This window comes from Streptomyces sp. WMMC500 (assembly GCF_027497195.1).
GTDB lineage: Bacteria > Actinomycetota > Actinomycetes > Streptomycetales > Streptomycetaceae > Streptomyces.
On sequence record NZ_CP114905.1, the window covers coordinates 545540 to 559647 of the forward strand.

Annotated in this window: 14 protein-coding genes; 5 read left to right on the top strand and 9 right to left on the bottom strand. The window is 74.3% G+C overall.

Annotated elements, in window-relative coordinates:
* Positions 1-1086 (bottom strand): ATP-dependent DNA ligase, encoded by a 1086-nt coding sequence (locus O7599_RS02225; protein WP_281620356.1) that lies wholly within the window; start codon positions 1084-1086, stop codon positions 1-3.
* Between the two features lie 49 nt (positions 1087-1135).
* Here O7599_RS02225 and ligD point away from each other — a divergent pair, with 49 nt between their 5' ends.
* From ligD to O7599_RS02245, 4 genes are all read left to right on the top strand, one after another.
* Positions 1136-2146, top strand: a complete 1011-nt coding sequence (gene ligD / locus O7599_RS02230) for a non-homologous end-joining DNA ligase (protein WP_281620357.1) — start codon at positions 1136-1138, stop codon at positions 2144-2146.
* 68 nt (positions 2147-2214) lie between these two features.
* Complete coding sequence (locus tag O7599_RS02235; RefSeq protein ID WP_281620358.1) at positions 2215-3120, top strand: Gfo/Idh/MocA family oxidoreductase; 906 nt, start codon at positions 2215-2217, stop codon at positions 3118-3120.
* 185 nt (positions 3121-3305) lie between these two features.
* Positions 3306-4181 (top strand): RNA polymerase sigma-70 factor, encoded by an 876-nt coding sequence (locus O7599_RS02240; RefSeq protein WP_281620359.1) that lies wholly within the window; start codon positions 3306-3308, stop codon positions 4179-4181.
* Positions 4182-4235: 54 nt separating this feature from the next.
* The gene (locus O7599_RS02245) at positions 4236-4409 is read left to right on the top strand and encodes a hydrophobic protein (protein WP_281620360.1); all 174 of its coding nucleotides are present in this window, start codon (positions 4236-4238) and stop codon (positions 4407-4409) included.
* Between the two features lie 105 nt (positions 4410-4514).
* Here O7599_RS02245 and O7599_RS02250 read toward each other — a convergent pair whose 3' ends face one another.
* A complete protein-coding gene (locus O7599_RS02250) occupies positions 4515-5417 on the bottom strand; it encodes a phytanoyl-CoA dioxygenase family protein (RefSeq protein WP_281620361.1) in 903 nt (300 codons plus the stop codon).
* A 196-nt stretch (positions 5418-5613) separates the two neighbouring features.
* Between O7599_RS02250 and O7599_RS02255 the strand changes: the two genes are divergently transcribed.
* Positions 5614-6645 (top strand): hypothetical protein, encoded by a 1032-nt coding sequence (locus tag O7599_RS02255; RefSeq protein WP_281620362.1) that lies wholly within the window; start codon positions 5614-5616, stop codon positions 6643-6645.
* Positions 6646-6671: 26 nt separating this feature from the next.
* Here O7599_RS02255 and O7599_RS02260 read toward each other — a convergent pair whose 3' ends face one another.
* The 7 genes from O7599_RS02260 to O7599_RS02290 all read right to left on the bottom strand — a co-directional run bounded on the left by O7599_RS02260 (position 6672) and on the right by O7599_RS02290 (position 14107).
* Complete coding sequence (locus tag O7599_RS02260; protein ID WP_281620363.1) at positions 6672-7877, bottom strand: ATP-binding protein; 1206 nt, start codon at positions 7875-7877, stop codon at positions 6672-6674.
* Positions 7858-8511 carry a response regulator transcription factor gene (locus O7599_RS02265; protein ID WP_281620364.1) on the bottom strand — a complete coding sequence of 218 codons (654 nt, stop codon included), beginning with the start codon at positions 8509-8511 and terminating at the stop codon, positions 7858-7860. The genes O7599_RS02260 and O7599_RS02265 overlap by 20 nt, the downstream gene beginning before the upstream one ends.
* Positions 8512-8720: 209 nt before the next feature.
* Positions 8721-9974 carry an ABC transporter permease gene (locus tag O7599_RS02270; RefSeq protein ID WP_281620365.1) on the bottom strand — a complete coding sequence of 418 codons (1254 nt, stop codon included), beginning with the start codon at positions 9972-9974 and terminating at the stop codon, positions 8721-8723.
* On the bottom strand, positions 9971-10699 hold the full coding sequence (locus tag O7599_RS02275; protein WP_281620366.1) for an ABC transporter ATP-binding protein: 729 nt from the start codon (positions 10697-10699) through the stop codon (positions 9971-9973). Before O7599_RS02275 ends, O7599_RS02270 begins: the two co-directional genes overlap by 4 nt.
* Positions 10696-12090, bottom strand: a complete 1395-nt coding sequence (locus tag O7599_RS02280; RefSeq protein ID WP_281620367.1) for a peptidoglycan-binding domain-containing protein — start codon at positions 12088-12090, stop codon at positions 10696-10698. Before O7599_RS02280 ends, O7599_RS02275 begins: the two co-directional genes overlap by 4 nt.
* Positions 12087-12629 (bottom strand): hypothetical protein, encoded by a 543-nt coding sequence (locus tag O7599_RS02285; RefSeq protein ID WP_281620368.1) that lies wholly within the window; start codon positions 12627-12629, stop codon positions 12087-12089. Before O7599_RS02285 ends, O7599_RS02280 begins: the two co-directional genes overlap by 4 nt.
* Positions 12630-12811: 182 nt before the next feature.
* On the bottom strand, positions 12812-14107 hold the full coding sequence (locus O7599_RS02290) for an ATP-binding protein (protein WP_281620369.1): 1296 nt from the start codon (positions 14105-14107) through the stop codon (positions 12812-12814).
* Position 14108: the final 1 nt, after the last annotated feature.

The following is a 14108-nucleotide window of genomic DNA, read 5'->3' on the forward strand; positions in this document are numbered from 1 at the left end:
TCACTCCCGCGGGCGGTGGGTGAGCACCTCGTGCAGGTCGTAGGTGACCGGCTCCTCCAGTTGTGCGTACGTGCAGCTCTCCGGCGTACGGTCCGGGCGCCAGCGGCGGAACTGCGCGGTGTGCCGGAAGCGGGCCCCGTTCTCCATGTGGTCGTACGCCACCTCCAGCACCCGCTCCGGCCGCAGCGGCACCCACGACAGGTCCTTCTGCCCGCTCCACCGGCTCGGCGCCCCCGGCAGCCGCGCCGACTCGTGCGCCTCCTCCTTCGCCCAGTCGGCCCACGGGTGTTCCGCCTGCTCCTCGGGGGTGTCCATCCGCAGCGGCGCCAGCTCCTCGACCAGCTCGGCCCGCCGCTTCATCGAGAACGCCGCGCACACCCCGACGTGCTGGAGCACGCCCTTGTCGTCGTTGATGCCGAGCAGCAGGGAGCCGACCACGGGCCCCGACTTGTGCCAGCGGAAGCCGGCGAGCACCACGTCGGCCGTGCGTTCGTGCTTGACCTTGACGAGCACCCGCTCGTTCTGCCGGTACGGCAGCCCGGTCGGCTTGGCGATTATCCCGTCGAGCCCGGCACCCTCGTACTGCTCGAACCACTCCTCGGCGACCGCCAGGTCGAGCGTCGCCGGCGCGACGTGCACCGGCGCCTCGGCGTCTGCCAGCGCGCGCAGCAGCGCCGCGCGCCGCTCGGTCTGCGGGGTGTCCAGCAGCGAGTCGTCGCCGAGCGCGAGCAGGTCGAAGGCGACGAAGCTCGCCGGCGTCTGCTCGGCGAGCAGACGCACCCGCGACTCCGCGGGGTGGATGCGCTCGGTGAGGGCGTCGAAGTCCAGCCGGTCGCCGCGGACGATGACGATCTCGCCGTCCGCGACGCACCGCTCGGGCAGGTTGGCCTTCAGCGCCTCCACCAGCTCCGGGAAGTAGCGCGTGAGCGGCTTGCCGGTGCGGCTGCCGATCTCGACCGCGTCCCCGTCGCGGAAGACGATGGCGCGAAAGCCGTCCCACTTCGCCTCGTAGAGCATCCCGGGCGGCAGCTTCTTCTGCGGTTTGGCGAGCATCGGCTTCACGGGGGGCATCACCGGCAGATCCATGTGCGCAACGGTAAGGCGGGATCCGGACATCCGCCTTACCGTTGCGCACATGGGTGCAGCGATTCAGCTCCAAGCGGGCGACAGAACGGTACGGCTGTCCAGCCCGGACCGGGTCTTCTTCCCGGCCAAGGGCTACACGAAGCTCGACCTCGCGCAGTACTACGTCGCCGTCGGCGACGGGATCCTCCGCGCGCTGCGGGACCGGCCGACGACGCTCGAACGCTATCCCGAGGGGATAAGCGGTGAGTCGTTCTTCCAGAAGCGCGCGCCGAAGAACACGCCCGACTGGATCCCCACCGCCCGCATCACCTTCCCCAGCGGGCGGTACGCGGACGAGATGTGCCCCACCGAGCCGGCGGCGGTCGTCTGGGCGGCCCAGTACGGCACGCTGACGTTCCATCCGTGGCCGGTACGGCGCGGCGACACCGAGCACCCGGACGAGCTGCGGATCGACCTCGACCCGCAGCCCGGCACGGACTACGCCGACGCCGTGCGCGCCGCGCACGAGATGCGCGCCGTCCTCGGCGAACACGGGCTCACCGGCTGGCCGAAGACCTCGGGCGGCCGGGGGATGCACCTGTTCGTGCCGATCGCGCCGCGCTGGACGTTCGTGCAGGTGCGCCGCGCGGTGATAGCCGCGGGGCGGGAGCTGGAGCGGCGGATGCCGGAGCAGGTCACCACCGCGTGGTGGAAGGAGGAGCGCGGCGAGAAGGTCTTCGTCGACTACAACCAGATGGCCCGCGACCGCACCATCGCCTCGGCCTACTCGGTGCGGCCGCACCCGCACGCGCCGGTCTCCGCGCCGCTGCGCTGGGAGGAGGTGGACGACGCCGAGCCGGACGACTTCGACCTGGTCACCATGGTGAAACGCTTCGCCGAGGTCGGCGACGTGCACGCGGACATGGACGAGCACGCCTTCGACATCACCTCGCTGCTGGAGCTGTCCGCGCGGCAGGAACAGGACCACGGCCAGGGCGACATGCCCTACCCGCCGGACCATCCGAAGATGGCGGGCGAGCCGAAGCGCGTGCAGCCCAGCCGGGCGCGCCCGGAGGAGTGACCGCGGGAGTGGCCGCGGCAGCACGGGCCCCCCGGCCTGCGGCTACGGCGTGATCGTAGACTCGGCGCATGCGATTCGGACTCCTCGGCACCGGCCCCTGGGCGGAGCGCGCGCACGCCCCCGGACTCCAGGCACACCCGCGGGCGGAGATCGCCGGCGTGTGGGGCCGGCGCCCGGAGGCGGCCCGCGCGCTCGCCGACCGCTTCTCCACCCGCGCGTACGACGACGTGGACGCCCTCCTCTCCGACTGCGACGCGGTGGCCGTCGCGCTGCCGCCCGACGTGCAGGCGCCGCTCGCGGAGCGCGCCGCGGCGGCGGGCCGCCATCTGCTGCTGGACAAGCCCGTCGCCACCGACGTGGCCACCGCCAGGCGGGTGGTGGACGCGGTGGAGCGCGCCGGGGTGGCCTCCGTGGTCTTCTTCACGCTGCGCTTCCGCGAGGAGACCGCCGACTGGCTGGCCCAGCGGGCCGGCGAGGACGGCTGGCTGCTGGGCCGCGCCGACTGGCTCTCCCCCGTCTTCGCCGGCGCCGACTCCCCGTACGCCGCCTCGCCCTGGCGCGGCGAGAAGGGCGCGCTGTGGGACGTCGGGCCGCATGCGCTGTCGATGCTGCTGCCGGTCCTCGGCGACGTGGACCCGGCGGCGCCCGGCGCCGTCACCTCCGCCCGCGGCCCGGGCGACACCGTGCACCTCACGCTGCGGCACGCCTCGGGCGCCTCCAGCACGTACACGCTCAGCCACACCGTCCCGCCGCAGGCGTCGGGGGTCACCGTGCACCTGCACGGCACGCCCGGCGTGCAGGTGGCGCCGGAGCGGGACGACGAGGGGCCCGTGCCCGCGTTCGTCCGGGCCGTTGACGCGCTGCTGGAGGCGGCCGACAGCGGCCGGCCCGACCCCCGCGACGTACGCCTCGGGCTGCGCGTGACCGAGATCCTCGCGGCGGCCGAGGAGCGGCTGCCCGCCGCAGGCGGGTGATCTGACGCCGCCGGCACCCGCCTTTCCCGGCGGCCCGCGTGCCGGGACGTCCGGCGCGCGTGCCGCGTGTTCACCTGGCCGGACAGCCACCGCCGCGCGTCGCCGTCTTCGCCGCCGCGGACACGCCGGTGCGCGGCGCGTCCCGGCGGGCGCGGACCCGGCACGCACGTCGCGCGAGAGGAACCATGGAGATCGCCGCCGAGTTCGAGCGGTACCGGCCGGTGCTGCTCGGCCTCGCCTACCGGCTGCTCGGCAGCATGTGGGACGCCGAGGACGTCGTGCAGGAGGCATGGCTGCGCTGGGAGCACACGGACCAGGACGCGGTCCGCGAGCCGCACGCGTTCCTGACCACCGTCGTCTCCCGGCTCGCACTCGACCAGTTGCGCTCCGCCCGGGTCACGCGCGAGGCGTACCGGGGGCCGTGGCTGCCGGAGCCGGTGCTCACCGACGACCTCGGGCCGCTGGAGACCGTGGAGCTGAAGGACACCGTCTCGTACGCCACCGTGCACCTGATGGAGCGGCTGACGCCGCCGGAGCGGGCGGTGTTCGTGCTGCGGGAGGCGTTCCGGATGCCGTACGGGGAGATCGCGGAGGCGGTGGGGGTGAGCCCCGCGAACGCCCGGCAACTGCACCACCGGGCCCGGGGGCGGATCGCCGCCGGGGCGGAGCGCTTCAAGCCGTCCGCCGGGGAGCACGAGCGGCTGCTGACCCGGTTCCTCGACGCCGCGCGGGGCGGGGACTTCGGCGCGCTGACGGAGCTGCTGAGCGAGGACGTCGTGGCGTGGAGCGACGGCGGCGGCAAGGTCCGCGCGGCGCGGCGGCCCGTGGTGGGGCGGGCGAACGTGGCGGCCTTCCTGCGCGGGCTCGTCACCCGCTACGGCCCGCTGCCGGACGCGCGCCTCATCGACGCCAACGGCGCGCCGGCGCTGTGGATCAGCATGGCCGGCGCGGACCAGGTAGTGAGTCTGGACGTCCGCGACGGGCGGATCCACGGGATCTACACGGTGCTCAATCCGGACAAACTCCGGCGGGTGCGCGCGGCACTGGCCGACGACGCGTGACGGGAACGGTGTAGTCGCCGGCACACGGGGGACCCGTCACGCGGAGGTGACGAGATGCTTCCCATCTTGCTGGTACTTCTGCTGGCGCTTCTTCTGTTCGGCGCCGGCTTCGCGGTCAAGGTCCTGTGGTGGATCGCGGTGGCCGTGCTCGTGCTGTGGCTGCTGGGCTTCGTGATGCGGACCACGCCCGCGGGCGGCGGCCGGCGCTCCCGCTGGTACCGCTGGTAGCCGTCGCCGCAAGGCCCGCCCGGGCCCCGCGACTTCGCACCGAGAAGGAGGGCCGTGGCCCCCGCCGCACGGGCGGGGGCCACGGCTTCGTCTTCCGGGTCCGGGTCAGGACCCGGCCGGCGCCTGAGCGGCGGCACGGGCCTCGGGTACGACACCCAGCAGCCGCAGCCGGTCGAGCGCCGTCTGCCGCGAGGCGATCCCCGCGGCCCCGGCCGCCCACTCCGCCCACTCCGGCCAGCGTGCGCGGTCGAACTCCGCGTCCTCGTACGCGTCCTCGGCGAGCAACTCCCGGACCACGCGCATGCCCTCGGCGTCGCCGAGCCCGGGCCACGCCAGATATTCGGTGCGCCACGCCGGCCGCCGCCCGCCGCCCACGGAGCGGTGCAGCAGGTGGACGTCGAACGCCAGCACGTCACCCGGCTCCGTGGCCAGCACGGTCTCGGGCATCGGCCAGCCGGGGAACCCCTGGTTGGCGGGGTCGAGACCGCGGTACGCGGCCAGTCTCCTGGCGTACGCGGGGTCGTGCGACCCGGGCACCACCCGCAGCGCGCCGGTGCGCGCGGTGCGGGGCTCCAGATGCGCCAGGAACGTCACCCCGGGCACGTCGGGGCCGATGTCCGTGTGCCAGCCGGCGTTGGTGGTGAAGCAGACCGCGCTGGGCACCGTGGGCACGGTCATCCGCCCGCACAGTTCCGCGGAGCCCTGGAACAGCCGCGGGTCGTCGGCGATCAGCGACTGGCTGAAGGGCGTCCGGTCGGCGGCCAGCGGCAGGTAGTCGCCGCGGATGCCGCCCTCGTCGTACGGGTCGGTGTCGGTGCCGAGGCCGCCGTAGGCGTCGGTGAGGCTGCCGGTCACCTCGGCGGTGAGCCGGCCGGTCTCCTCGTCCGTGAGCAGGCCGCGCAGCACCACGTACCCGAAGGCGCGGAAGTGCTCGATCTGTTGGTGGCTGAACAACGACGTCACGACGTCGTCTCCTCTCGTCTCGATGGCGGGTGTCGTCTCGCGCATCGGGCGGAAGGAGGGCCACGGGCCCGTCAGCGTCAAACGAATCCGGTTCGCATGGTCCTCACCCTAGCCACGCCGGCCCGCGCCCGCCACGGAGTTCGCCCGCCCGCCGCGTCCGGGGGTAGGCGCGGGCGGCGCGGGGCCAGTGCTTAGACTCGCCCCGACCACTGATCTTGACCGCATCGGGGGGTTTGCGCCCATGGGCACGAAGAAGACCGCCATATCCACCGCCGCCGCGGGTCTGGCCGCGCTCCTGCTGGCGACAGCGTGCAGCGGCGGCTCGGAGGACGACACGGGCGGCTCCGGGGACGAGAAGGCGCGGCCCCGCCCGTTGCTCAGCGAGGCCCGGGCCCGCGCGGTGCTGGAGAACTACGTCGAAACGAACAACGCGGCCAACGCCGACCTGGACGGCGAGGCGCTCGGCGAGGTCGAGGGCGGCGCGCTGTACCAGCAGAGCCGGGCGCAGTACCGGCAGTTCCCCACGTACGAGAAGAAGTACCAGAAGCTCTACCGGAAGCCGTTCCGCTACCGCGCCGACGAGGCCGCGTTCCACATACCCGCCCGCGGCGACTGGTACATGGTCGACGCCCCCGTCGAGGGCCCCGGCTACGACGAGGGCGACCGCAGCCTGCTGGTCTTCGAACGCACCGGCGGCACCTGGAAGAACGTCGCCTCCGTCGGCATCCAGGGCCGGGTCCCCGAGGTGGCCCGCGGCGACGGCGGCCTGCCGACCGCGCTGCCCGCCGACGCCGAGGTGGGCACCACCGCGCTCGACGGTCTCGACGACGCGGTCAACGACCTCTACGTCTCGGGCGGCAAGAAGGACGGCAGGCTCCTCGCGGACAGCGAGGTGCGCGCGAACATGGTCAAGGACCACGCCACCCGCCGGGACTGGATCAGGCCCGAGCACGACGGCTCCTTCGAGACCGAGTTCGAGTCCGTGAACCCCAAGTGGGACGAGGCGTACGAGCCCGCCTTCCCGGAGGTCTACGCGCTGCGCACGGCCGACGGCGGCGCGCTGGCCGTCTTCAACTCCTACGACGCGCGCGTGGACTTCGCGACCCGGCCGGGCTTCCACATCGTTCCGGGCGACGCCACGAGGCTGTACGTCAAGGAGAAGGAGCCGCTGGGCGTGCGGGAGTACTACGCCGTGCAGAACGCGGCGCACGTCCCCGACGACGGCAAGGTCGAGCAGCTCGGCGGCGAGGTGGAGATGATCGGCGCGAGCTGACCGCCGGGCGGGTTTCTGGCCCGTGTTCACCGGTCCGGCGGGCCGGGCGAGTCGGGCGGGTCCGGCTGGTCGGGCGGGTCCGGTGGCGGGAACTCCACCGTGACCGCGAGCCCGCCCTCCGGACCCGGCACGGTGGTCACCTCCGCGCGGTGCGCGGCGGCGACGGCGCCGACGATGGACAACCCCAGACCGTGGCCGCCGCCGGCGGCCCGCGGCTGCAGCCGCTGGAACGGCTCGTACAGACCGGGGATGCGCTCCGCGGGGATCCGCGGGCCGCTGTTGACCACCCGCAGCAACGGGTAGCCCGCCTCCCCGACGCCCGTGCTCACCCGCACCCAGCCGCCCGCGGGCGTGTAACGCAGCGCGTTCTCCACCAGGTTGCCCGCGAGCCGCGCGATGAGCCGCCCGTCGCCCGAGGTGACCGCGGGGCGCAGCGAGGAGTGCAGGTCCAGCTCGCCGGGCGCGGCGGGGCGGCGGTCGTGCAGCACGTACCGGGCGACGCGGGCGAGGTCGACGGGCTCGGCGGCCATCAGCCCGCTCTGCCCGCCGGCCAGCGTCAGCAGTGCCTCGATCAGCCGCTCCTGCTCCTCCCCCGCCGCGACGACCCGCTCGCACACGGCACGCAGCGACGCCGCGTCCGCGCCCGGGCGGGAGAGCGCCACCTCGACCATCGCGCGCTGCAGCGTCAGCGGCGTGCGCAGCTCGTGGGAGGCGTTGGCGACGAACCGGCGCTGCGCCTCGAACGCGGCGTCCAGGCGGGACAGCAGCCCGTCGAAGGTGTCGCCGAGGTCCTTCAGCTCGTCGTCGGGACCCGTGACGGCCAGCCGCGCGTGCAGGTTGTGCTCGGAGATCCGCCGGGCCCGGCCCGCCATGACCCGTACCGGCCGAAGCACCCGCCCGGCCATCACCCAGCCCAGGCCGACGGAGGCGGCGGTCATGAGGGCGAGCGCGATGCCGGACTGCGCGAGCAGGGCCTGCAGCGCGGCCTCGTGGCGCTCGTTGGCCACGTGCCGGATGTCCGGGTCGCCCTGGCCGCCGGCCGGCTCGGAGCCGACCGTGACGAGGACGCCCTTGGCGGCGTCGCCGCGGGCGACGAGCGCGTAGGTGAGGGCGAGCAGCGCGGCGCCGGAGGCCAGGAACAGCGCGCCGTACAGCAGCGTCAGCCGCAGCCGCACGGTCCAGCGGGGCCGGCGGGCGGCGCGGCGGGCGGGCTCAGATGCGGTATCCGGCATGGGGAACGGTCTCGATCACCGGCGGGTCGCCGAGCTTGCGGCGCAGCCTGCTGACGGTGACCTTCACGGCGTTCGTGAACGGGTCCGTCGCGCCGTCCCAGGCCCGTTCGAGGAGTTCCTCGGCGGAGACCACGGCGCCCCGCGCGGACAACAGCAGCTCCAGCACCGCGAGTTCCTTGCGCGACAGGCCGAGCCGCCGGCCGCCGCGGCTGGCGAGCTGCTGCGCGGGGACGAGGGTCAGGTCGCCGTGGGTGAGGACCGGTGGCACGGCGTTCGGCGGGCGGCGGCCGAGCGCGCGGATGCGGGCGATCAGTTCGGCGAACGCGAAGGGCTTGGTCAGGTAGTCGTCGGCGCCGAGGCCGAGGCCGTCGACGCGGTCGGCGACGGTGGCGGAGGCGGTGAGCATCAGCACCCGGGTGCTGCTGCCGTGCCTGGTCAGCGCGCGGCACACCTCGTCGCCGTGCAGCCCCGGCAGGTCGCGGTCCAAAACGATCACGTCGTACGCGCGGGTCGAGGCGCGGTCGACCGCCTCCCGGCCGTCGTACGCGAGGTCCGTGTCCATGCCGTCCTGGCGCAGTCCGGTGGCGACGGTCCGGGCCAGCTCCCGGTGATCCTCCACGATGAGCACACGCATGCCGTCAGCGTGCCGGAGGGCGCATAAGCCCCTGGTAACAGCCCAGGCCACAGGGCCGCTTGGGCCCGCGCCCGGCTCGGCGGGGCTGGCCGGCGCCGGGAGCGGTGCCCCCGCCCCCCGAGGAGAGACAGCAGGGGCACCGCGGTCCGGGTGGACATGTCTGCCTACCGACTCACCCGTGCCTGCTCCCGCGTCGGGGCACCGGCACGTCAGGTGGTGGCCAGCGCCTCGGTGGGAGGCAGCCGGGCGGCCCGCACCGCCGGGTAGAACCCGGCGAGTCCGCCGATGAGGAGCGTCGCGCCGATGCCGCCGGCCATCGCCCACACCGGCACCACCGTCGCCCAGTCCTGGGACGTGGCGTAGCCGACGGTCACGCCGATGCCCAGGACCACGCCGCCGAGGCCGCCGAGCCCGGACAGCAGCAGCGCCTCGCAGAGGAACTGGCTGCGGATCTGGCCGCGGGTGGCGCCCAGCGAGCGCCGCAGGCCGATCTCGGAGCGGCGTTCGAGGACGGAGATGACCATGGTGTTGGCCACGCCCACCCCGCCGACGATCAGCGCCACCCCGCCCAGCCCCAGCAGCAGGCCGCTGAGCGTCTCGTCGGTGGCCTCCTTCGCCGCCAGGGCGTCGGAGGGGCGCGAGACGGTGGCCTCGTTGGGGTTCTCCGGGTTGGCGGTGGCGCCGAGGACGGACTGCACCCGAGCGACGGCGGACTCCTCGCTGCGCGTGTAGATCGTCGTGGGGCTGCCGGCGAAGTCCAGCACGTCCTCGGCGACGTCCCAGCCGACCAGCGCGGCCGAGTCCAGCTCGGGCACCAGCTCGTTGTACGCCGTGAGGCCCACGACCGTGAACCACCTGCCGCCAAGCCACACCTGCGAGTCGGGCCCCGCCGCGTAGATGCCGAGCTGCTCGGCGGCCTTGGGGCCGAGGACCACCGCGGGGTAGCGGCTGGTCGCGCCGTTCAGCCAGCGGCCGTCGGTGATCCGCAGCCCGACGGACTCGGGCAGGTCGACGCGGGCCGCGCTGACGCTGAGTCCGCCGGTCTGCTCTTCGGGGATCCGGTCGTTGCGGAAGACGTTCGCGTCGAGGCGTCCGACGGCGGAGACGTTCTCGACCTCGGGGATGGCCCCGATCATGGCCACGGACTCCTCCGGCAGGCCGGCCTCGGCGCCCGTGAACGACTGCCCGGGGGTGACGGTGAGCAGGTTGGTGCCCAGCGCGTTCAGCCGGCGGTCCAGGTCCTCCGTCGAGGAGGTGGAGATGCCGACGACGCCGATCATCGCGGCGATGCCGATGGCGATGCCGAGCGCGGAGAGGAACACCCGCATCGGCCGCGAGCGCAGCCCCGAGCCACCGACCCGCAGCACGTCCGCCGGGGTCATCCGGGCGGGCTTCGGCGGCGTGGGCGGCGGTACGGGCGGCTGCGCGCGGCCGGTCTCCGCCGTCGCGTGCGGCGCGGTCATCGCAGGGCCCCCTCGGAGATCCGTGCCGCCGGGAGGGCCGTGCCCGAGGCGGAGTCGTGCTCGATGCCGCCGTCCTTGAGGCGGACCTCGCGAGGGAGGGAGGCGGCGATGTCGCGGTCGTGGGTGATGACGACGACGGTGGTGCCGGCCTCGTGGAGCTGGTGCAGCAGCTCCATCACGACCGCCCCGGAGCGGGAGTCGAGCGCGCCGGTGGGCTCGTCGGCGAGCAGCAGGGGCGGGTCGCCGAGGACCGCGCGCGCGATGGCGACGCGCTGTTTCTCGCCGCCGGAGAGCTGGTGCGGCTCGTGGTACAGGCGGTGGCCCAGCCCGACGCGGCGCATGGCCCGCTCGGCGAGGCGGCGCCGCTCCGCGCGGGTCCGGCCGCTGTAGAGCAGGCCGTCGGCTACGTTGTCCAGCGCGGCGACGCCCGGGGCGAGATGGAACTGCTGGAAGACGAAGCCGATGGTGCCCGCCCGCAGGGCCGACAGCTCGCGGTCGCCGAGCCGGTCGACGTCGTGGCCGTCGATGCGGACGGTGCCCGCGGAGGGGCGGTCGAGCGTCCCCATGATGTTGAGCATGGTGGACTTGCCGGAACCGGACGGGCCGACGACCGCGAGCAGTTCGCCGCGCCGGATGACGACGTCGGCGGAACGGAGCGCGGCGACGTCCCCGTAGGACTTGGTGACCCCGGTCAGCTCGACCACCGGAGGGGACGGGACGGTCACTGCGGAACCCCCACGGACATGCCGGCTTCGATGCCGTCGCCGCTGACCTCGACCAGCCCGTCGGCGAACATGCCCAGTTCGACGGGCACGGACTCGGTGCCGCCGGCCGCGGACACCTTCTGCACCGCGTAGCCGCCGCCCTGCCGGGCGACGAGCGCGTTCACGGGCACCGCGAGCACGTTCTCGCGGGTCTCCGCCCCGAGCACCACGTCGACGGGTGCGGCCTGGTAACGGCCGAGCTCGTCCTGCTTCCCGACCGCCAACCGCAGGGGCAGGGTGGACTCCTGGTCCTCCTCGCCCTCGGCCGCGGCGCCGTCGGAGCCGGCGCCGGAGCCCGTGGCGGCGGGCGGGGTGCCGATGTCGGTCACCCTGCCGTCCACGGTGGTCCCGTTGGGCAGTTCGACCTCGGCTTCGGTGCCGACCCGTACGAGCTCCTCGAACTGCGCGTCCAGCTCCACGGAGACGACCCGCTCGGTGCCGGTCCAGTCGAGGACCGCTCCCTCGGCCTGGGCACCGGGCCAGGTCTGCAGCGCGGCGACGCGCCGGGCGCCCTCGGCGGTCACGGCGTCGCCGGCCTCGACGACGCCGGTCGGCTCGCGGCCCATGTCCTCCTGCCAGTCGGACACGGCGTCCGCCGTGTCGGGGCTGTACGTCTCGTCGACGGTGAACCCCGTGTAGCCGAGCTCGGCGAGGTTGCGTTCGAGAAGCTCGACGTCTCCGCCCTCGCTGCCGTCCGACAGCGTGCGGTACAGCGGGGTGTCCCCGTAGAACAGCGGGATCTTCGCGCCGTCCACGCCGTACACGGTCTCGCCGCGGCTGATCGTGGTGCCCTCGTTGGGCGTCCAGGTGACGATGCCGGCGCCCGTGTCCGCGGCGCCGCCGCCGGCTTCCGCCGCGGATCCGGCGGTTCGCCCCGGCTGTCCGGTACCGCCACCGGGGTCCGTGCCGCCGCCCGCCGGGGCGATGGCCTGGACGGTGGACACGTCGCCGTAGCCCAGGGTGCCGTCCACGGTCTCGCTGCCGGTGAGCGTCGTCCGCTCCACCCGGGCAGTCGCGGCCGGGCCGGACGGGCCGGCGGCGGGCTCCTCGGTGTCCTCGCCGCCGAGGGCGCCGGTGGCGGCGAGCCCCGCCGCCGCGGCGACACCGATCGCGATCACCACGATCAGCGCCATCCGCACCCTGCGGCGCCGCCGCCCCGTTCCGGTGCCGCTCGCCGGGCCATCGCCGTCCACCGGCGGGGCGGCGGCGGTGAGTTCGCCGGGCCCGTCCGCCTCGGGGCGGTCATCCTCGCTGTCGCCCGCCGCGGTGAGCGGCCCGGGCGAGCGGACGTCCAGTGCGCCGGGCGGCCGTTGCCGCCGGCTGAGCTCTTCCGTCTCCTCACGGCTGGTCACTGCGGGCCCCCGCCGATCCGCATGCCGCCGCCGGGGTACTTGTCCTGGCAGGCCTTCCGGGCCGGCTCGAACGTCGTCGGGTCGACGGCGTCCATGTCCATGACCATGCTGTTGCCGTCGATCTCGGGGTCGGGGAAGTCGGGCAGGCCGTTCTGGCGGATGCACTCGGCCCACTCCGCGACCTTCTCGGAGTCCAGCGGCTCACCGCCGTTGGGGCCGCCCTGGCGCTGCGGCTGTTTGTCGCGGCAGGCTTCCTCCGCGGCCTTGAACTCGGCGGACTCCGGGTCGAATCCGCCCTGCCTGAACATGACGCCGCCGGTGTCCTGCTCCGGGTCCTTGAACTCCGGCACCCCGTTGTCACGCATGCACTGCGCGTACTCGACCGCCTGGTCGAAGGGGCTGCCCGCGGAGGCGGACGTGCCGCCGTCGGAGGAGGCGGCTTCGGAATCGTCGGAGCACCCCGCCAGCGCCGCACCGAGAACCAGTGCGGACGAGGCGAGCAGGGTCTGCGCCCATGCGCGTTTGCGTGTGGTGAACATGGGCCGAAGTTCTACGCGGGCGCCGGTCACAGGGCGGATACAGGACGCCGCCGGCGACGGGCTCGGGCGGCGGCTTTCCTGAGAATTGCGTGAACCGGCTTCCGTCGGCGGTGTTCAGCGCGCCGCGGGTGCACGCTCGTTCCTCAGCGGAACTTCAGGAAAGTCCGCCGGAACCGGTGGTCTCAGAGACCGGCCGGAGCGCTGCCCTGCTTGGCGAACCCGGCCACCCGGCCGTGCTCGCCGGGCCCGTCCTCGCACGGCGGGAAGGCGACGGTCACGGCGAGCCCGCCTCCGGGCCCGGCCTCGGCGGTGAGCGTGGCGCCGTGGGCGGTGGCGATGGAGCGGACGATCGAAAGGCCCAGCCCGTGGTGGCCGTCGCCGGCGGCACGGCGGAGCCGCTGGAAGGGGTGGAAGAGGCGCTCGACCTGGTCCGGCGGCACCGCGGCGCCGGTGTTGCGGACGGTGAGGAACGCCCGCTCGTCCCGTACGCCGGTGGCGATCTCGACGGTGCCGCGCGGGACGTTGTACGTGATCGCGTTGTCGAGGAGGTTGGCCACGAGGCGGTGGACGAGGGCGGAGTCGCCGGAGATGCGGGCCGCTTCCAGGGCCGGCTCGACGGCCAGCTCACGCCGGCCGATCTCCGGCCGGAACGCGGGCAGGACCTCGTGGGTGAGCGCGGCGAGGTCGAGGAGTTCCGCCTCGTCCAGGCCGCGGTCGCTGCTGGAGAGGGTGAGCAGCGACTCCAGGAGGCCGGCCTGTTGCCTGCTGATCGTCAGCAGTCGCTCGAAGTTGGCACGGAACGACTCCAGGGTCGCGCCGGGGTCGATGAGGGCCTCCTCCAGCAGCGCGTGTTCGAGGGTGAGGGGGGTGCGCAGCTCGTGGGCGGCGTTGGCGACGAACCGCTTCTGTGATTCGAGGGCGGTCTCCAGCCTGCCGAGCAGGCCGTTGACGGTGTCGGCGAGGTCCTTCAGCTCGTCGGGCGGACCGCCCGTGGCCAGGCGCTCGTGCAGATTCCGTGCCGAGATGCGGCGGATGGTGCTCGTCATCGTGCGCAGCGGGCGCAGGACGCGGCCGGCGATCACCCAGCCGAGCCCGATGGCGATGACGGACATGACGGCGAGCGCGAGTCCGGACTGCATGAGGAGCCGGTCGAGCATCGCCTCCCGCTGGTCCATCGCGTGCCGGCGCAACTCCTCGGCGACACCGCTCTCCTCGCCGGGGAGATCCTCGTCCAGCCGGTAGGTGCGCGGCTCCGCCCGGTCGGACGAGGGGCCGTGCCGCACGCCCTTGAACGCCACCAGCCCCCCGGAGGGGCGGGCGACGAGGAGGTACGTGATCGCCAGCAGCACGGCGCCGGAGAGGACGAACAGCGCACCGTAGAGGAGGGTGAGGCGCACCCGGACCCTGCGGGGCGTGAGCCGCGCGGACATCGCGCCGACGCGTTCCAGGACGGCCAGGTGCGGTCTCGACGGCCCCATG